Below are 18,156 nucleotides of genomic sequence, written 5' to 3'. Positions count from 1 at the left end.
GGAGGTTATTGAGGTTCTGTTTTCTCGGCATCCGATAGAGGCAATTCCACTACGCCGAGTTTCTTTTTTCCGTTCATTTTTACCGTAAGCGGTTGGTCGAAATGTACCCAGCGGATGAATTTGGTCTCTTCTACGGCAGGCATTGAATTTAACAGCTCTTCGTTGAAAATGCCGTCTCCGCAATAAGTATTGATAGTAAAATAGCCCACTCCGAATGATGTCAGGTTTTGGAAGAAATGGGTGCCTTGGCTGGGATCTACCCGATAGTTGGTCAAGCCGGCTTCTACAATCACACGGGCTGCCGATATGTTGGGCCATTTCACCGGAATTCCTAACCACGTATCGCTGCTTCCCCATCTTCCCGGACCCACCAAGACATAATGCTTTCCTTCATCAAGGAAACGCTTGTTCAGTTTTTCGATGTCGTAGGCAATCAATTGGTTATTCGATGCGGAATAGCCTTCGGTTTTTACGTAAATCACGTCTTGGATATCATTCATAATGCCTTGACCCAATGAGTTTTCACTCTTCAGTAGCAAATGTTCTTCGGGGATTGTTTCAAGGTCTTCTTCCAAGTCGGCTTTCATGTCTACCATGGGGCGGATTTGCAAGAGGTAGAAAACGCCTCGTTTTTCTTTTGCGTCCAGGTTGACCGCAAATTCGATTTCCACCGGACGGCGCATTTCGCCTTGCCCGTATTTTTGCACTAATTGGAGAATACGTGCCAAGGGGAATACATCGTGCTGAAGGATATTGGCAAAGGTAATGACTTTTCGTCCGCCCGGATAGATGCCGTCGCGGATTACCATATCGTAAGGGTCGTAAGTGGAGGCGATGTAGTTCAGCGAGCCGTCTGCTTCGGCATCTTTTACCGAAAGCTTCAACAGGTTGAAACCATCGTCTAAAGAAAAATTATGTCCTAAGTTTTTCAGGTCGAGGGCGTAGAAGCGGGTCTGCGTTTCGCGCAATGCCATTTCCATTTCGCTGGTTTGCAATACCTTGTCGGGATGATAGGGGCAAACGCGCAAAGTGAGTCCCCCGTCTACAATATATTTGCCCAAACCCAATGCTAGGCTGACCGTTCCTTCTTCGGCAAGTTCATCGTTTATCGGATAATAATTGACCGAACGGGCTACACCCGAAATAGAAGGATAATACCTGTCTCCATACTGGGTTCCTACAACTTCTTGAAGGATAACCGCCATTTTTTCTTCATCAATCACGTTGCTGGTTGCCTGCATATACGCCTTGCTGTCTTTATAGAAGACCGAAGCATAAACGCCTTTTATCGCATCGCTCAGCATCCGGAGACGCTCGTATTTGTCTTCCATATACGGAATCATATACGTAGAGTAAATACCGGCAAAGGGTTGGTAATGTGAGTCTTCCAACAAGCTGGACGAACGGATGGCAATCGGAGCCTTTACCACATCGAAGAAAGCGAAGAAGTCTTCTACCAGGCTATCGGGAAGTTTGGCGCGAAGGAAGGCACGCAAAATGGTATCGTCATCGGCATCACTCAATGCGATTTGATATAGCTGGTTGGTATCCATAAACTCATCGAAGATATCGGTACAGAGCACAACGGTCTTCGGGATTTCGATAATGGCATTCTCGAACTCTTCAAATTCGGGGTGACGCTTAATCATGTTGTCGATGAAAGCCAGTCCTCTGCCTTTTCCTCCTAACGAACCGTCTCCGATGCGGGCAAAATGCGAATAACGGTCGAACCGGTCTCGTTGGAAAACGGCTACGACACCTTGGTTTTTCATTTTGCGGTATTTTACGATAGCTTCGAAGATGATTTGGCGGTGTGCGTCGAGGTCTTGCAAGGAATCCCATGTAATCTGTTTCAAGAACTCTGCCACCGGGAAGATAGCCCGCGAATAGAGCCAACGGGACATGTGGTTCCGGCTGATGTGATAGAGAAGCGAATCGGCTGGAATCGTAAAAATGGCATTCTGCAAGTCTTTCAGGTTATGCACACGAGCCACTTCTTCCTTGGTTTTAGGATTACGGAATACGAAATCGCCGAATCCGAAATGTTCGGAAACCGCCTGGCGCAACTCGATGCTCATCTTTTTCGAGTTCTTGTCGATGAACTGGGCGTGTACGTGTTGGGCAAATTCCCGGTTGGCTATTTCGGCAGATTGTAATATTAAAGGTATAAAGGGGCTTTCGCTCCGCACGACGGTAAGGAAGCGTATACCAGCCTGAGGGTCGATTTTCCCTTCGCGGGGGAAACGGGCGTCGGATACAATCCCCAGGATATTGTTTTTATATTTATTGTATAGGTCGAGGGCTTCTTCGTAGGTGCGTGCCAATACGATTTTGGGACGTCCACGCATACGTAAGGTGCGTTGGTGTTCGTTCAATGCCTCGGTGGCAAATTCCTGGCTTTGGCGCAATACGAATTTATACAGGTTGGGCAATACAGAAGAATAGAACCGGATGGAATCTTCTACCAAAAGAATCATTTGCACGCCCACTTCCTTGATGTCGTGCTCCAGGTTCATTTTGTCTTCTATCAGCTTGATGATAGACACCAATAGGTCTGTATTCCCTAACCAGCAGAACACATATTCGAAAATACTCAAGTCTTCGTGTTCCATACGTTCCCGTATGCCGTGCGAGAAAGGAGTAAGCACCACCAAAGGGATGTGGGGATATTTCTCTTTGATTTGGCGTGCGATGTCGAATGTATCGCTATTATCCGTGCCGGGCATACAGATAACCAGTTCGAAACGGGTGTTTTCCAGTTGCTTCCATGCGTCTTCTTCGGTAGATACCTGCGTAAAGCGGGGCGGGTAACGAAGGCTGAGATTCATGTACTCGATGAATATTTTCTCATCAATACGCCCGTCGTCTTCCAACATGAAAGCATCGTATGGGTTTGCTACAAGCAGTACGTTGAAGATACGTTTCGTCATCAGATTGACGAATTGTGTATCCTTGAAATAGAGTTGGTTTAATTTTAACTTATTGAGCATAGTATTCGGATTTACGCTTTTATTTATTAAACAAATTTCGGTATTTCTCTTGATTTATGCAACTTTATTTGCCGGAAACTTCACTTTACGTATGAAAAGGAGAATTGTGCGTTTAACTTTTTATCACGGATTTCTGTGATTTTTCATCTGAAATATTTGGTGATTTCTCTGAAAAGCCTATCTTTGCATAGTGAAACATTTCATTTTGTCAGACCTTAAATTAAGTTTGTTATGAATATCAATCAGATTATGTCATCGCTGGAAGCTAAGCATCCGGGTGAACTTGAGTATTTGCAAGCAGTAAAGGAAGTGCTGCTTTCTATTGAAGATATCTACAATCAACATCCTGAATTTGAAAAGGTTTCACTGATTGAGCGTTTGGTGGAACCAGACCGTATCATTACGTTCCGTGTGCCTTGGGTGGACGATAAAGGTAAAGTACAAGTCAATTTGGGCTATCGGGTACAATTTAATAACGCTATCGGTCCGTATAAAGGCGGTATCCGGTTCCATGCTTCGGTTAATCTGTCTATTTTGAAGTTCTTGGGATTCGAACAGACTTTCAAGAACGCTTTGACTACATTGCCGATGGGTGGGGCGAAAGGCGGTTCCGATTTCTCTCCGCGCGGCAAAAGCGAGGCTGAAATCATGCGTTTCTGCCAAGCCTTTATGTTGGAATTGTATCATCATTTAGGTCCCGATATGGATGTTCCTGCCGGTGATATCGGTGTAGGCGGACGTGAAGTGGGCTATATGTTTGGCATGTATAAAAAGCTGACCCACGAGTTTACCGGAACATTTACGGGCAAAGGACTGGAATACGGTGGCTCGTTGATTCGTCCCGAAGCTACAGGGTTTGGCGGGCTGTACTTTGTGAAACACATGCTCGACAAGAAAGGCATTGATATTAAGGGCAAGACCATTGCTGTTTCCGGATTCGGAAATGTGGCATGGGGTGCCGTGACCAAAGCCAATCAATTGGGGGCGAAAGTCGTTACCCTGTCTGGACCGGACGGATATGTGTACGACCCGGACGGAGTATGTGGCGAAAAGATAGACTATATGCTTGAACTTCGGGCTTCGGGCAATGATATAGTGGCTCCGTATGCTGAGAAATATCCGAATGCAACCTTCTATTCAGGACGCCGTCCGTGGGAAGTAAAGGTGGATATTGCACTTCCTTGTGCAACTCAGAATGAATTAAATGGCGAAGATGCTTGTAATTTGATAAAAAATGACGTACTTTGCGTCGGAGAAATTTCCAACATGGGATGTACGCCCGAAGCAATCGATGCGTTTATCGCTAATAAGGTGATGTATGCACCCGGAAAAGCCGTAAATGCAGGTGGTGTGGCTACATCGGGATTGGAGATGAGCCAGAATGCGATGCATATCAGTTGGACTGCTCAGGAAGTGGATGACAAGTTGCATCAAATTATGCATAACATCCATGAGCAATGCGTGAAATATGGAACCGAACCTGATGGATACATCAATTATGTGAAAGGTGCGAACATCGCCGGATTCATGAAAGTGGCTCATGCCATGATGGCGCAAGGCATCGTTTAAAAGAAGAAAAGAAGTTAATAACATATCTCGTTTAGTTGTATTTGTATTTTGTATTGTAGTTGCGCTGCTCACCTGTGAAGGTAAGCAGCGCTTTTTTTGCATATTGGCAATATAGACAAAACCGTTATATTGCGTTGTAAGAATATAATGTTGATGTATTGCTATGAAAAGACTTCTGATATTATATGTGTTGGCTTGTTTATTGGCTGGATGTACCGATGAAGAACGGGAGGACGTTTTGTCTTCTTCGGTGATTGTTTTAGGCGGTCAAATAAGAAGTTTGGGAAGGGCGGCACAAGATATTACCCGATTTGAGGAAGGAGACCGGATTTCTTTTTTCAGTAAAGGAGGCATCGAAGCGGATAACATTCTCCTTACTTATATAAATAAGGAGTGGGAACACGGAGGAGATTTAATTTGGAACGCTTCGGGGGAAGAGGCGGTTCTTGCGGCTTACTATCCCTGTTTTGCATTGGAAGATTGGAACTTTTATGACGGGGACGGATTTCTGAAAGATTTGGTCTGTGCCCGAAAAGAAGTGGCGTATGGATTGCCGGTTGAATTGGAATTTAAGCATTTGTTTTCGAAACTTGTGTTTGAAGCCGATGAGACGGTTAACGGGCAAATACAAAGCATCACGTTTACTCCTTCTGTTCAAGTAAAAGCGATCGAGCCTTATACAGGGACAATCGCTTTGACCGGGAATGCAGCTTCTTCTTTTCAGATAGCTCATCGTTCAGACCGGATTTATTCTTTTTTGGTGCCTTCTGTCCCGGATGTAACGGTTGATATTGACATAACTACACCGCAAGGAGTTTTGTCTCTTGAAGCAACTACGCCTCAAACGTATGAATCAGGTCATGAATATACTTATCATCTTATAGCCAAAGAGGAAGAAGTCGGTATTTATACAGCAGAGGATTTTATTGCATTTTCACATCTTATTAATCAAATGGAATATGAAGGTCGGACATTGGAAGAGTTCGGGAAGAATGTAGACGGGGTAATGACTTATTACCTTCGGAGTGATATTCGGTTTACGGAGGAAGAAAGTAAACGGGTACAACCGATAGGGTTTAAAAAGTATGCTTCTGGCGATAGAGATGATTATGTTTTTAAAGATTGTTTTGACGGATTAGGGCATACGCTTTTTGATTTGCAAATTATTACACCAGGAAATACCTTGTATCAAGGTTTGTTCGGTTTTATTGGAAAGGAAGGAGTAGTTAAGAATTTGATTCTTGAAAATTGTTCGCATGTAAATACTTCTGCTTTTGAGTTGCAACATATTGGAATATTGGTTGGATTGAATTATGGAATGATTATGAATTGTCATGTAAAATCCTGTATGATAGAAGATGAAAAACGAGGTTATGCAGGTGGATTAATCTGTGATAATAAAGAAACTGGAGTTGTATTGAACAGTTCGGTAGATAATATGCGGTTTAAAGGAAACAAGTTAAATATCGGAGGCTTGTGTTGTGATAATGGATTTGTCGTTTTGAATAGTTATATGGCTAAATGTCAATATGTTGAAGGTAGTAAGTGCGTTGGAGGTCTTTGTTGTACTTTGGGAACAAGTTCTACTTTGCTTAATTGCTATGTGATTTTTTCAAATTATCCTACTGATGATTTTGCTCCACTTGCTTATAAAGTGTTATCGGGTGCTGTTGTTCGGACTTGTTATTATAGTGAGCATATATCGGTGAATCCAGTTTATGAAGGTTATAATTATAATATTCAGAATAATGTTTACACATTTGGTGACAGCTATATTACAACGAATGACGGGAAACACCTTCTTGATGCTCTAAACGGTTGGATAGATGAAAATCAAGCAATTTATCCAGACTATCCGCTTTTGCATTGGCAAGAAGGTGATGGAAATGTACCTTTTATTCACCAATCGTTACCTTGATTAGATTTTTTAGGGATAGGAATCTACACATCTAAGCAAAATGTTGTATTTTTGCCTCCAAATTCAAAATTCCATGGAAAAGAACAAGAAATTTACCATTATTCTTATTGTATTGGTTGTGGTCATTGCTGGAGTCTCCTTTCTTGCAATCAATGAATTCCGGAAAAACAAGGAAATGGCAGAAGTATTTGCAGTAGAGAAGGAGGAAATGGAAAATGAATACAGCACATTTGCCGCACAATACGACGAACTTCAGGTGCAAATCAACAACGACTCTTTGCGTGAGAAATTGGAAAGCGAGAAGTTGAAAACCCAACGGTTGTTGGAAGAACTTCGTCAGGTAAAAACAACGAATGCAGCCGAAATAATCCGGTTGAAAAAAGAATTGAAGACCGTTCGCGCTGTGCTTCGGACGTATGTGATACAAATCGATTCACTGAACCGGCTGAATGCGGCTCTGATGGAAGAAAATAAGGAAGTGAAGAGCAAATATACAGCGGCTACGGCTCAAATCAATACACTTTCTGAAGAAAAGAAAAACCTGAATGAAAAGGTTTCGCTTGCTGCCCAGTTGGATGCTACAAATATTTCGGCACTTCCCATGAATAAACGGGGTCGGAAGGCACGTAGGGTAAAAGATGTAAAGAAAATTGCAATCTCTTTTACAATTGCTAAAAACATTACGGCTGAAACAGGAAATAAGACGGTTTATGTCCGTATTGCCAAGCCGGACAATTCTATCTTGTCGAAAGGTAATACAACTTTCGCTTATGAAGACCGAGAAATTACTTATTCTATCAAGAAGTATATTGAATATACCGGTGAGGAACAGAGTGTAACGGTTTATTGGGATGTAGAAGAGTTTTTGCCTTCAGGTACATACAATGTCTATGTATTTGCTGATGGCAATATGATTGGTCAGAATTCATTCGAAATGAAATAAGTCTCTATCGGATATGAGAAAATACATTGTTTATGTTGGATTTGTATGCATAGTGTTGCCTGTCTTGTTTTTTTCATCATGCGGGCAAGACCGTTCAGGAGAATATTATGCATTGATTGGTGCCAAAACCTGGATGTACGACATCATGCAACAACACTATTTGTATTATGAAGATTTGCCTGCTGAAGAAGAACTGAATTTTTTTGATAAGCCAGAAACTTTTTTACAGTCGGTTGTGTCTCCGCAAGACCAGAAAAACGGTTCTGTATTTTCTCATATCGATTCGGTTAACGTATCGCGTGTAATGAGTGCTTATCCTTCATTCGGATTGGAAGGTGCGCTTATCCGTAATGCCAACGGTGATTATGTGGTACATATTTTGTATGTATACCCAAATTCTCCGGCATCAGAAGTTGGACTTCAACGCAATGATTGGGTGGTGGATGTAAACGACCGTGCGTTGAATTCGAGTAATTATGTGGAATATTTCCAACGCCCGATAGCTTCTTGCCGTTATCGGGTGGCGCGGGTAAAAGATGGGCTTCCTGATACGTCTTATGTGGATATGCCTGCTCCTAGAATCATTGAGCAACCCAGTGTGTTCACTTATAAGACTATCTCTGTAGGTAGCCGGAAAGCTTTTTATATCCTTTATAATAGTTTTGAAACGGCTGATGAAGATTTATTGAAAGCGGCATTCAACGAGGCAATGGTCCAGTCACCTTCTGACATTATTCTTGATTTACGCTATAATCCAGGGGGGTATGTATCAACAGCCCAATTACTTAGTACGATTTTAGCACCTCAGAGCGCAATGGGGCAACCATGGATGAATATGATATTCAATGATAAGACTGAACCTCAAACGCAAACTTATACTTTCGATTCAGGTTTGTTGCAAGGCGTTTCAAATCTGTCATACGACCACCTTTATGTAATAACTTCCGGCAATACGGCTTCTGCTGCTGAAATCATTATCAATACGTTACGTCCTTATTTGGGTGATAAGTTGTTGCAGGTAGGCGGTGCTACTTTCGGGAAAAACGTAGCACAAAGTCTGTTTACGGATGAAGCTTATCCTTTGTTGGAATTTTGGCTTACGACCGCATACGTCAGCAATTCAGAAGGCTTCTATGAATATTATGACAATGGTTTGCAGCCGGATTATGAGGCAGAAGAAGACCAAACAGCTTATTTGGGAGAGTTTGGAACTGAGCAGGACAGCTTAATGGTTCCTATTCTCTATCATTTGGAATATGGTAATTTCCCTAACTCTGCCCAACAGCCTGAAGTGCAAAACCGCAGTTCATGGCAGGGTAGGAGCAAGGTGATTTATAACCCGATAGCTCACAAACCCCGCCGTTCACAATTTGATTGCGATTAAGGTTTTACCCAATTGGAGTCATGAGGAAAAATGACCCGTGGATTGTAGTGCATACTTTCTGTATCGGGAATGCGTAAGTAATATACTTTTGAGCCATGTACGTGCAGCGAACGGGAACGTAGCCATGGGTTCATGTTGCGCAACAACGCATAAGTAATGCCTTGTCCTTTGGCAAAGCGGGGCAGGTCTTCGATGGTTTTTTCCACTTTAATTTCCCGGTAGGGGATAGGGGGATAGAGGTCGGATGCACGTAAATGGAAACCAAACTTGGCCGGGTCGGCAAAGAGCATTTTCACCGCAAGAATACGGTACACATAGCGGGAGGTTTCTTCTACCAGCTGCAAGTCGAGGGCATTTTCTTCGTATTGCCGTTCCAGTTCTCTTGAAATGCGTCCTTGACCTGCATTATAAGATGCCGCAACGCTTACCCAATTCCCAAAGCGGGCGTATGCTTGTTTTAAGTATTTGCAAGCGGCGCGGGTAGCTTTTTCTACATGATAACGCTCGTCAACGGAATTTCCGACTTCCAATCCGAATTCACGTCCTGTAGCGGGCATGAATTGCCAAAGTCCGGCTGCTCCTGCTACAGAGCGTGCCAAAGGATTGTTGTTGCTTTCGATGGACATCAGGTATTTGAAGTCATCGGGCACGCCGTTTTCCCGTAAGATAGATTCTACAATGGGGAAATACCGGTTGGCACGTTTGATGAGTTGGATTGTAGTACTGTGCATATAAGTAAAGGCAAGTAATTCACGGTCCATTCTCTCGCGGCGGTCAAATCGGGTCAAGTCTATTGTCTCACCACAAAAAGTCATGCTTGCAGGAACTTCGATGCAGCTGTATGCAGGTGCAGGGGTTGAAGAATCTTCTGCTGTTTGTGCGGATAATGACAAAGTAAAAGCAGCCAATGAAAGAAAAAAGGCTGCTACAGGCAGTCCGGTACGGATAAATTGAGTGAAAAATGTTTTCATGTTTGTTTGTCGGTTTATTCTTCTAAGGTGAAGCTTTTCAGTATGGTTTCAGGAAGCGTGTCGTTGGGGTCGGTGTATACGATAGATACATAGAAACCACTTGCATCTTCTTTGGTTATTAAATAACTGTATAGACACTGGTCGCTTTCACAATTTCCGCGTAATTGTACACCGTAGAATTGTGTAAGTTCGAAATCGGTGACTTTGCTTTGCTGGGTCACTTCATCATCAATGGCTATGTTTTTCAGTTCTTGGGCTAATTCGGAGCGTTGGATGCCTTCGCCTTCCAATAACTGGACTGTGATGTAATAGATAGGCGTGCTGATAACGAATCCTTCTTCTGAATCATCTTCTATGGTATAGCCTGCGGGAGCTTTGAAACTTACCCCGTAGGCTTGCCATGTAATGGGCTGCAAGGTTTGGGCGTGAAGCCTCATTGCAGAGAGTGTCACAAGTACGATGCTTAGGAAAACTGTTTTCATGCTTGTCTGCGTTCTACAACTTTACGGGCATATACTTCTTCTTCCTTGTTCACTAAGACCAAAACTTGACCGCCCACTTCATTATAGGGTGAAGTGATGAGTCCTAAGGTTTCGTCTTTTAGCATGGCGGATACACCTGCCGATTCTAATAACCCTTTCATTAATTCGGCTTCCCAAAGGCTTCCGCGGTAAACTTCAACCAGTGAATCATACGATTTTGCTTCCATAACTGTATATTTTTAGATTATCTACACGCAAAGATAATACAAAAAAGTGAGATACTGAGCAAATCACGGAAATATGATTGAAAGTTAATGATTTATGGGGTTTTGGCGATTTGGACGGGTGCCAACTGAAACCGTGAAAATGCCAACTTGAACCGAAATTACGTTACCATCTCGTTACTTAAAATCGGAACGGGTAACAGGATGGAAAAGCCCGGCAAAACATGGCAAGAACTGCAATTATACAGGCAGTTGGCAAGGTTCGGGATGAAAAAGTCTTGCGGCAGATTCGATTGCGTTGGTCTGCTGCGGTTTACATACAGGCAAACAGCTCTACACAAGGTAATTTTGCAACCATAAAAAAGTATGAACTATGAGTAGAGCGACATTCAAGATTTTATTTTACCTCAAGCGCAACGCGCCGAAGAAGAACGGGCTGATACCGGTCATGTGCCGTATCACGGTGAACGGGAAAATCGCACAGTTCAGTTGCAAGCTGGACGTGGAGGAAAAGATGTGGAGCGTGGAAACCGGACGGCTGACCGGAAGGAGCAACGTGGCTCTGGAAGGCAACCGTATGCTGGACAAAATCCGCGTGGGTGTGAACAAGGCCTATCAGGACGTGTTCGACCGTGACACTTATGTCACGGCGGAGAAGGTACGCAACGAATACCTCGGCATGGGCATGAACCACAAGACGCTGCTTGCCGTGTTCCGGCAGCACAACGAGGACTACGCCAAATTAGTGGGCAAGATGAAGAGCCAACGCAGTTACTGGAAATACTGCGTGGTTTACAAGCACCTGTCGGAGTTCATCAAAACCCGGTACAAGGTGGAGGACATCGCCCTGAAAGAGCTTGCGCCCGCCTTCATCACGGACTTCGAGCTGTTCCTCCGCGTGGAGAAAGGGCATTGCACCAACACCGTGTGGTCGTACATGATGCCTTTCCGGAGCATCATCTTCACCGCCATCAACAACGGCTGGTTGCAGCGTGACCCGTTCTATGCCTACCACATCACGAAGGAGGAAACGAAACGCGGCTACCTGACGAAAGAGGAAATCACGCAGATGATAAACTGCACGTTCAAGAGGAAGAACTATGAACTGATACGCGACCTCTTCATCTTCTGCTGCTTCACCGGATTGAGCTGGCGTGACATGGCGAACCTCACGGAAGAGAACCTGCAAATTTCCTTCGACGGGCATCTGTGGATAAAGACGAGCCGCCAGAAAACGGGAGTGGAAACGAACATCCGCCTGCTGGACGTGGCGAAGCACATCATCGACAAATACAAAGGCGTTTCCAAAGACGGCAAGCTGCTGCCTGTCCCATGCTATAACATCTGTAAATACGGCATCAAACAGGTAGCCAGACAATGCGGGATAAACAAAAACGTGACCTGGCACCAAAGTAGGCATTCGTATGCCACGACGATATGTCTTTCCAACGGCGTACCCATTGAAACGCTGTCGAAACTGATGGGGCATACAAGCATCCGTTCGACCCAGATATACGCGAAAATCACGGCTGAGAAGATGAGCCGGGACATGGAACTGCTCTCCCAAAAACTCGCCCCGATGGAACAGTTCATCTGCCAAGCCATTTAGAAGTTGAACCCGAAAACGAAAAGAAGCATGGAAACGAGAGGCATCATAACAATAGAAGAAAAGACGGTAGTCCTGCCCGATGCCGAAGTGTGGATGACGACCGGAGAAATCGCAGGCCTGTTCTATGTGCGCGGCGTGTCGGTGGAAGCCGCCATAAGGAAACTGAAAAAGGACGGCATCGCGGACGGCGGTTCATGCCGGCGCATACGGCTACAGGAAGCAAAAGGTTATACGGAGATTTACGGCATGGAAACGGTCATAGCCCTGTCGTTCCGGTTCGACACGGGGCAGGCGGCACTGTTCCGCAAATGGCTCGCCCGGACGGTGGCGTGTTCCAAGAAAGAGCCTACGGTCTTGTTCCTGCATCATCCGCATGGGGCATACTGCTGAACGGCACAGGCACGGTCTGAAATGAACATCGGGAGCGGCAACCCGCATGAGGGTATCCGTCTCCCGATGTTTTTACTTGCCGCAAGCGTCAGTATGCCTTGCGGTAGTTACGTTCCAGTACCTTCTGGATGTCGCTCTCGCGGTAGAGCGTCTTGCCGCCGAACAGGAAATAGGGCAATATCCCCTCGTGGCGGTACTGCTGCAAGGTGCGCCGGCTCACGTGCAGCCTTCGCGCCAAGTCCCTGTCGGTGAGGTAACGCTCGCCGCCCATCGGCGGGATGTATCCGTCGGCGAGCCTGTCCGCCATTTTCAGGCTTCTCCGGACGGACTGCATGGCGTCGGCAAGTACGCCGCAGTCCTTTGTCAATACATTGTCATTCATCTTACATAGGATTTAGTGGCACACTTCAAGTGTCAGACGGACGGTTGTCCCGTTTCGGGAACGGGCAACAGCCGTTCCACATCCTCCGGCCTGTAATAGAACTTGCGTCCGATTTGGGAATATGCAATGCCGTGCCTGTCGCGCATGGCCTGCAAGGTCTTCGGGGTTATGCTCAGCATACGGCACACGTCCTCCGTGTCCATCCATTCGGCAAGGCGGCGGTCGCCGCCCTTTTCGGCAAGCGTCCTCACCCTGTCCTCCAATGCCTTCACTCCGGCAAGGAGCATATCGAAGGCGGTCTTCTCAATGATTACTATTTCCATTCTTTCAAAATTTTATCGGTTTGCCGCAAAGTTACACAGCCGTGGGCCGGAACCGACCGGGCAAGGAAACAGTGGCAGCTTGTGGCTCTTTTTATTGTGCCACATCAGGACATGAGGGAAACAGACGGCTTGGAATGTCCGTTTGGCGGTTTTCCATGATAAAAATGCCCGTTGAAGCCCCTGCAAGGTGGAAAATCCATAAAAATCTCACGTAAGTTACGGGTAAGTACCGTGCCCGCCCATTTGGAATAGCCGAACTTTGCTCCCGACAAATTGATTCATTAACGATTAAAGCGATTGAGAAATGGAAATCATCACGATGGAAAGCGCCGCCTACAAGGACATCGTAGGGCGCATCGAGGAAATCGCCTCCCATGTGAGGAGGCAAGGCATGGAGGGACAGCGGAACGATACCGCCTGCCTTCTGGACAGCCGCGAAGTGATGCGCCTGCTCTGTGTCAGCCGCCGCACGCTGCAACGGCTGCGCGACGAGAAGCGCATCGGGTATGTCATCATCCGGGGCGACTGCCGTTACCCTCCGGAAGAAGTGGAACGCATCATCCGGGAGAATGCGGTCAAGACTTCACCGGAGAAACCGGAGGAACTGAAACACAACTACCGGCTCCGCACGGGCGGAAAGGCGGGCAGGAAATGAAAGGAGGAACGGCTATGGAGTTTTTAGACAGACGCACTTTCGAGGACTGCATGAGGCAGGTGTTCAGCCGCCTCGACCGTCAGGAGGAGATGCTCTCCGCCATGCGCGGTGACGTGAATGAAAAGCCGCAGGGCACCGCCTTGTTGGAAGAGGACACGATGGACAACCAAGACGTGTGCATGCTGCTCCACGTGAGCAAACGTACCCTGCAACGCTACCGCAGCGACGGGCTGCTGCCCTACCGGATGCACCGCCACAAGACCTATTACCGCAGGGCGGACGTGGAACTGTTCATCAGCACCCACATGCGGGAAATACTCCGTGACAGGGCTCAGGATAAGGCGGACAATACCAAAAGAAAATCAAACGACAAAAAAACGAACCGTAAAAATTAAACTGAAATGGAACAGAAAAAGAAAAACGAGAAAGACGTGCTGGTCGTCCGCGACGAGAAGACGGGCGAAATCAGCGTAGTAGCCGGGCTGGACAGCAAGGGCTATCCGAAGACGGCTCCGGCAAAGGCGGAACACTCGCAGGACTTCCTGCGCTTCGACCGCCACGGGGACATGGTGGACAACTTCTTCAGGAACTTCTACCGCCAGTGCAAAGAGCCGACACGCTTCGGCTTCTACCGGGTGGCGGCGGACATGGCGGATGCGGTACTGCCGGTCATCAAGGATTTGCTGAAAGCCCCTGCGGCAAACGCGGAAATGCTTGCGGCGCACAAGGTGGACACTTCGGAATACCGGAAGCAGGCGGAAACGGAGAATGTAAAACAAGAAAGCGACAATGAACCCCTTAAAAAGAAAGAAGAAATGGAACAGAAAAAAGAAGAACAGAAACAGGAAGTGCAACAGCCTCAAACGGCTGAAGCGCAAGATGAGCAGCAACCGCAGAAACAGGAGAAGCCGAACCTGATAGCGGATGACCAAGTGGACTGGGCGGAATTGCGCAAGTGCGGCATCGACAGGGAAAGCCTTTCGGAAAAAGACATGAAAGCCCTGATGAATTACGGCAAGACGGGGCTGGTGACGGTGAAGCCGACCTTCGGCTACGAGAGCTATGAGTTGCAGGCCCGCCTTTCGTTCCAGAAAGCGGAGGACGGCAAACTGAAACTCACTCCCCACTTCGTGCGCCACGAACCGCGTCTTGACATCCCCCACAACGGCTACACCTTCACGGACGAGGACAAGAAGAACCTGAAGCGCACGGGCAATTTAGGCAAGGTGGTGGATGTGGCGGATACGAGAACCGGGGAAATGCGCCAGTCGTATATCAGCATCGACCGCCTGACGAATGAAATCGTGGACGTGCCTGCCGACAAGGTGCGCATCCCCTATCAAATCGGACAGACCGGCTTGACAAAGGAAGAAATGGACATCCTGCGTGCCGGGCTTGCCCTGCCCAAAGAAGTGACATTATCCAACGGGCGCAAATTTCAGGCATTACTTCAGGTGAGCGCCGAAAAACGCGATGTGGAGTTCGTGCCGGGGCAACGACGTCAGCAGCAGTCGCAGCGTCAAAGCAAGCAGCAGGACAATCCCGATGCACAGGGGCAGACGCAGGAAAACGGCGAAAGGCAACGGCGCAACCGCTCGTGGACGAACGAGGACGGCAGCATCCGCCCGATAAGCAAATGGAAAGACGACCTGTTCAACGAACAGCAAATCGCCGACTACGTGGCGGGCAGGACGGTGGTACTCGCCAACGCAAAGGACGACCAAGGGCAGCCCTGCACGAAGTACCTGAAGTTCAGCCATGAGAAAGGCCGTCCGCTGACCTACTCGCAGAATCCGGACCTTGCGCAGACCGTCGCCCCGTCCAACGAGAGCAGGACGCAGCTTGCCGTGAACAACGAGGGCAAGACCAACGAGGCCACCAAGCACGTGAAGGAGCCGTTGCAGCAGGGTCAGACCGCACCGAAGGACGAAACCCAGCAGAAACGGCAGACAAGAAAATCCAAAGGTGTGAAGGTGTCCTGATTGCCGCCACTAAATCCATCCGACAATAATCAACGGATTGAAACGGGGAGCAAACACCGCCCTGTACCGCATATCCCACGGACAAGGCCGTGCCCCGTTTCATTCCCACCCAAAGAAACAAGAGTATCAACAGATTAGACAGAAAAAGACATGATTACCATATTGGCAGAAAAACCGAGCGTCGCCCGTGAGATAGCACGGATTGTCGGCGCGATGAAAAAGGAAGAAGGGTATTTCACCGGAAACGGCTACCACGTGACATGGGCATTGGGGCATCTGGTACAGCTTGCCATGCCCGACGGGTACGGCATCAGGGGCTTCCGGCGCGACAGCCTGCCCGTCATTCCCGAAAGGTTCGAGTTAATCCCCCGTCAGGTGAAGACGGACAAGGGCTACAAGGCGGACGCTGCGGCGGTGAAGCAGATTAAGGTGATAACCAAGCTGTGGAACGAGAGCGACAGTATTATCGTGGCAACCGACTGCGCCCGTGAAGGAGAATTGATATTCCGCTACCTCTATGCCTATACCGGCTGTACCTTGCCCTTTCAAAGACTGTGGATAAGCTCGCTGACCGACACCGCCATCCGCAAGGGGTTGAAAGAACTGAAGGACGGCCACGAGTACGACAACCTCTACCAAGCCGCCAAAGCCCGGAGCGAAGCCGACTGGCTGGTGGGCATCAACGGCACGCAGGCATTGACCGTCGCCGCCGGACGGGGCACGTATTCCGTAGGGCGCGTGCAGACACCCACGCTGGCGATGGTCTGCAAGCGTTTCTGGGAAAACAAGCGTTTCACGCCCGAACCGGTACACCAGCTGCATTTCTCCACCCCGTCGGTGAGCGTGAATGAGATTGTAAAGTTCGCCTCGGTGGAGAAATGGAAAGACAAGGAGGAAGCCGCCGCATTATATAATAACGTAAAGACACAAATGTGCGCCACCATCGTGAAAACCGAAAAGAAGGAAAAGGTGGAGAACCCTCCGCTGCTGTACGACCTGACCACGCTCCAGAAGGAAGCGAACACGAAGCACGGCTTCACGGCAGAGCAGACGCTCGACCTCGTGCAGAAGCTCTATGAGGCGAAGCTCGTCACCTATCCGAGAACGTCGAGCCGCTACATCCCGGAGGACGTGTTTGCCGAAGTACCCCTGCTGTTCGACAGGCTTTCCTCTCATTCATCGTTTGCAGATAAAATCGAAAGCATGGGCGAACTGAACCGCCGCAGCGTGGACGCATCGAAAGTGACCGACCACCATGCGCTGTTGGTGACCCCGAACCGTCCGCTGGCGCTCTACAAGAACGAGCAGCTCATCTACGACATGATTGTGGGGCGCATGATTGAGGCATTTTCCCCGGAGTGCGTCAAGGACACGACCACCGTCCGTGCGGAGTGCGAAGGCGTGGCGTTTGAAACCAAAGGGTGTATCGTCCGCAAGGCGGGCTGGCGTTCGGTCTATGGCGAGGACAGGGAGGACACCGTACTGCCCGACTGGAAGGAGGGCGACACGCTGTCGATGAACGGCTGCACGATGAGTTCGGGCATGACCCGTCCGAAGCCGCTGCACACGGAAAGCACCCTGCTGGCGGCAATGGAGACCGCCGGACGCGAGGGCGTGGAGGACGAGGAGGCTCGGCAGGCGTTGAAGGACTGCGGCATCGGCACGCCCGCCACCCGTGCCGCCATCATCGAGACCCTGCTCCGGCGCGAATACATGGTGCGCGTGAAGAAGTCGCTCGTGCCGACGGAGAAAGGGCTTGCCCTGTATTCCATCGTGAAGGAGATGGACATCGCCGATGTGGAAATGACCGGGCGTTGGGAGTCGGAACTGGCGGAGATAGAAAAAGGCAGGACGCCGCACGAGGCTTTCCTGCGCGACATCGAGGGCTACACCCGCAAGATAACCACCGAACTGCTCGCCTGCGACAAAATCTTTGGTCACAAGGCATCGGGCTGCGCCTGCCCCAAGTGCGGCACGGGCACGATGCAGTTCTACGGCAAGGTGGTGCGCTGCGACAACCCGGACTGCGCCCTGCCGGTGTTCCGCCAGATAGCGGGCAGGACGCTCACCGACACGGAAATGACCGGCCTGCTGGCAAACGGAAAGACGGACATCCTCAGCGGCTTCAAGAGCAAACAGGGCAAGCCGTTCAGCGCGGCGGTCGCCTTCGATGCGGATTTCAACACGAAATTCATCTTTCCCGAAGCCAAAGGCACAAGAAAGAGTACAAACATGAAAGGAAGAAGAAAATAATGATTAATTTTGCCACTGATTCATGTAATAATCTGTTTCAATTCGTTGATACTGTTTCTTTACATGGATTTAGTGGCGGCA

Annotated in this window: 17 protein-coding genes; 11 read left to right on the top strand and 6 right to left on the bottom strand. The window is 48.1% G+C overall.

Going from position 1 to position 18,156, the window contains the following annotated elements:
* Positions 1-5 precede the first annotated feature (5 nt).
* Positions 6-2,990 (bottom strand): PEP/pyruvate-binding domain-containing protein, encoded by a 2,985-nt coding sequence (locus B5F91_RS01025; protein WP_087427244.1) that lies wholly within the window; start codon positions 2,988-2,990, stop codon positions 6-8.
* Positions 2,991-3,221: 231 nt separating this feature from the next.
* Between B5F91_RS01025 and gdhA the strand changes: the two genes are divergently transcribed.
* The 4 genes from gdhA (at position 3,222) to B5F91_RS01005 (ending at position 8,804) form a co-directional block, all read left to right on the top strand.
* Positions 3,222-4,559: an NADP-specific glutamate dehydrogenase gene (gene gdhA / locus B5F91_RS01020; protein ID WP_087427243.1), complete on the top strand. Its 1,338-nt coding sequence runs from the start codon at positions 3,222-3,224 to the stop codon at positions 4,557-4,559.
* A gap of 190 nt (positions 4,560-4,749) precedes the next feature.
* Positions 4,750-6,477 carry a fimbrillin family protein gene (locus B5F91_RS01015; RefSeq protein WP_158099874.1) on the top strand — a complete coding sequence of 576 codons (1,728 nt, stop codon included), beginning with the start codon at positions 4,750-4,752 and terminating at the stop codon, positions 6,475-6,477.
* A 73-nt stretch (positions 6,478-6,550) separates the two neighbouring features.
* Positions 6,551-7,420 (top strand): hypothetical protein, encoded by an 870-nt coding sequence (locus B5F91_RS01010; protein WP_087427241.1) that lies wholly within the window; start codon positions 6,551-6,553, stop codon positions 7,418-7,420.
* 13 nt (positions 7,421-7,433) lie between these two features.
* On the top strand, positions 7,434-8,804 hold the full coding sequence (locus B5F91_RS01005) for a S41 family peptidase (protein ID WP_087427240.1): 1,371 nt from the start codon (positions 7,434-7,436) through the stop codon (positions 8,802-8,804).
* Here B5F91_RS01005 and B5F91_RS01000 read toward each other — a convergent pair.
* From B5F91_RS01000 to B5F91_RS00990, 3 genes are read right to left on the bottom strand one after another with little or no spacing between them, the layout of a single operon-like run.
* The gene (locus B5F91_RS01000; RefSeq protein ID WP_087427239.1) at positions 8,801-9,775 is read right to left on the bottom strand and encodes a lytic transglycosylase domain-containing protein; all 975 of its coding nucleotides are present in this window, start codon (positions 9,773-9,775) and stop codon (positions 8,801-8,803) included. The genes B5F91_RS01005 and B5F91_RS01000 overlap by 4 nt on opposite strands.
* Before the next feature lie 14 nt (positions 9,776-9,789).
* On the bottom strand, positions 9,790-10,257 hold the full coding sequence (locus B5F91_RS00995; protein WP_087427238.1) for a hypothetical protein: 468 nt from the start codon (positions 10,255-10,257) through the stop codon (positions 9,790-9,792).
* Positions 10,254-10,484, bottom strand: a complete 231-nt coding sequence (locus B5F91_RS00990) for a DUF2007-related protein (RefSeq protein ID WP_087427237.1) — start codon at positions 10,482-10,484, stop codon at positions 10,254-10,256. The genes B5F91_RS00995 and B5F91_RS00990 overlap by 4 nt, the downstream gene beginning before the upstream one ends.
* A gap of 221 nt (positions 10,485-10,705) precedes the next feature.
* Between B5F91_RS00990 and B5F91_RS15095 the strand changes: the two genes are divergently transcribed.
* The 3 genes from B5F91_RS15095 to B5F91_RS00980 are packed head-to-tail and all read left to right on the top strand — an operon-like array spanning position 10,706 to position 12,480.
* Positions 10,706-10,858: a hypothetical protein gene (locus B5F91_RS15095; RefSeq protein WP_158099873.1), complete on the top strand. Its 153-nt coding sequence runs from the start codon at positions 10,706-10,708 to the stop codon at positions 10,856-10,858.
* Positions 10,855-12,090, top strand: a complete 1,236-nt coding sequence (locus B5F91_RS00985; protein ID WP_087427236.1) for a site-specific integrase — start codon at positions 10,855-10,857, stop codon at positions 12,088-12,090. The genes B5F91_RS15095 and B5F91_RS00985 overlap by 4 nt, the downstream gene beginning before the upstream one ends.
* Before the next feature lie 27 nt (positions 12,091-12,117).
* Positions 12,118-12,480, top strand: a complete 363-nt coding sequence (locus tag B5F91_RS00980) for a hypothetical protein (RefSeq protein WP_087247920.1) — start codon at positions 12,118-12,120, stop codon at positions 12,478-12,480.
* 88 nt (positions 12,481-12,568) lie between these two features.
* Here the strand turns inward: B5F91_RS00980 and B5F91_RS00975 are convergent, their stop codons facing one another.
* Together B5F91_RS00975 and B5F91_RS00970 are read right to left on the bottom strand one after the other, a co-directional pair.
* Positions 12,569-12,862: a helix-turn-helix domain-containing protein gene (locus B5F91_RS00975; protein ID WP_032570631.1), complete on the bottom strand. Its 294-nt coding sequence runs from the start codon at positions 12,860-12,862 to the stop codon at positions 12,569-12,571.
* 32 nt (positions 12,863-12,894) lie between these two features.
* Positions 12,895-13,185, bottom strand: coding sequence for a helix-turn-helix domain-containing protein (locus tag B5F91_RS00970; protein WP_087247925.1), 291 nt, complete (start codon positions 13,183-13,185; stop codon positions 12,895-12,897).
* A 391-nt stretch (positions 13,186-13,576) separates the two neighbouring features.
* Here B5F91_RS00970 and B5F91_RS00965 point away from each other — a divergent pair, with 391 nt between their 5' ends.
* From B5F91_RS00965 to B5F91_RS00950, 4 genes are all read left to right on the top strand, one after another.
* Entirely contained in the window at positions 13,577-13,840 is a 264-nt protein-coding gene (locus tag B5F91_RS00965; RefSeq protein ID WP_239416110.1) for a helix-turn-helix domain-containing protein, read from the top strand.
* Between the two features lie 14 nt (positions 13,841-13,854).
* Positions 13,855-14,235 (top strand): helix-turn-helix domain-containing protein, encoded by a 381-nt coding sequence (locus B5F91_RS00960; RefSeq protein ID WP_087248047.1) that lies wholly within the window; start codon positions 13,855-13,857, stop codon positions 14,233-14,235.
* A gap of 6 nt (positions 14,236-14,241) precedes the next feature.
* A complete protein-coding gene (locus B5F91_RS00955; RefSeq protein WP_087427235.1) occupies positions 14,242-15,822 on the top strand; it encodes a DUF4099 domain-containing protein in 1,581 nt (526 codons plus the stop codon).
* Positions 15,823-15,972: 150 nt separating this feature from the next.
* Entirely contained in the window at positions 15,973-18,075 is a 2,103-nt protein-coding gene (locus B5F91_RS00950; RefSeq protein ID WP_087427234.1) for a type IA DNA topoisomerase, read from the top strand.
* Positions 18,076-18,156: the final 81 nt, after the last annotated feature.

Source organism: Bacteroides sp. An322 (assembly GCF_002161765.1).
Classification (GTDB): domain Bacteria; phylum Bacteroidota; class Bacteroidia; order Bacteroidales; family Bacteroidaceae; genus Phocaeicola; species Phocaeicola merdavium.
Note: the sequence above shows the minus strand (reverse complement) of the source record. Positions and strands in the feature narration are given on the sequence as shown.

Excerpts from the sequence above, each read along its gene's own strand:
- B5F91_RS01025 (WP_087427244.1), bottom strand. The coding sequence starts at position 2,990 with ATGCTCAATAAGTTAAAATTAAACCAACTCTATTTCAAGGATACACAA.
- gdhA (WP_087427243.1), top strand. The coding sequence starts at position 3,222 with ATGAATATCAATCAGATTATGTCATCGCTGGAAGCTAAGCATCCGGGT.
- B5F91_RS01010 (WP_087427241.1), top strand. The coding sequence starts at position 6,551 with ATGGAAAAGAACAAGAAATTTACCATTATTCTTATTGTATTGGTTGTG.
- B5F91_RS01005 (WP_087427240.1), top strand. The coding sequence starts at position 7,434 with ATGAGAAAATACATTGTTTATGTTGGATTTGTATGCATAGTGTTGCCT.
- B5F91_RS01000 (WP_087427239.1), bottom strand. The coding sequence starts at position 9,775 with ATGAAAACATTTTTCACTCAATTTATCCGTACCGGACTGCCTGTAGCA.
- B5F91_RS00995 (WP_087427238.1), bottom strand. The coding sequence starts at position 10,257 with ATGAAAACAGTTTTCCTAAGCATCGTACTTGTGACACTCTCTGCAATG.
- B5F91_RS00990 (WP_087427237.1), bottom strand. The coding sequence starts at position 10,484 with ATGGAAGCAAAATCGTATGATTCACTGGTTGAAGTTTACCGCGGAAGC.
- B5F91_RS15095 (WP_158099873.1), top strand. The coding sequence starts at position 10,706 with ATGGCAAGAACTGCAATTATACAGGCAGTTGGCAAGGTTCGGGATGAA.
- B5F91_RS00985 (WP_087427236.1), top strand. The coding sequence starts at position 10,855 with ATGAGTAGAGCGACATTCAAGATTTTATTTTACCTCAAGCGCAACGCG.
- B5F91_RS00980 (WP_087247920.1), top strand. The coding sequence starts at position 12,118 with ATGGAAACGAGAGGCATCATAACAATAGAAGAAAAGACGGTAGTCCTG.
- B5F91_RS00975 (WP_032570631.1), bottom strand. The coding sequence starts at position 12,862 with ATGAATGACAATGTATTGACAAAGGACTGCGGCGTACTTGCCGACGCC.
- B5F91_RS00970 (WP_087247925.1), bottom strand. The coding sequence starts at position 13,185 with ATGGAAATAGTAATCATTGAGAAGACCGCCTTCGATATGCTCCTTGCC.
- B5F91_RS00965 (WP_239416110.1), top strand. The coding sequence starts at position 13,577 with ATGGAGGGACAGCGGAACGATACCGCCTGCCTTCTGGACAGCCGCGAA.
- B5F91_RS00960 (WP_087248047.1), top strand. The coding sequence starts at position 13,855 with ATGGAGTTTTTAGACAGACGCACTTTCGAGGACTGCATGAGGCAGGTG.
- B5F91_RS00955 (WP_087427235.1), top strand. The coding sequence starts at position 14,242 with ATGGAACAGAAAAAGAAAAACGAGAAAGACGTGCTGGTCGTCCGCGAC.
- B5F91_RS00950 (WP_087427234.1), top strand. The coding sequence starts at position 15,973 with ATGATTACCATATTGGCAGAAAAACCGAGCGTCGCCCGTGAGATAGCA.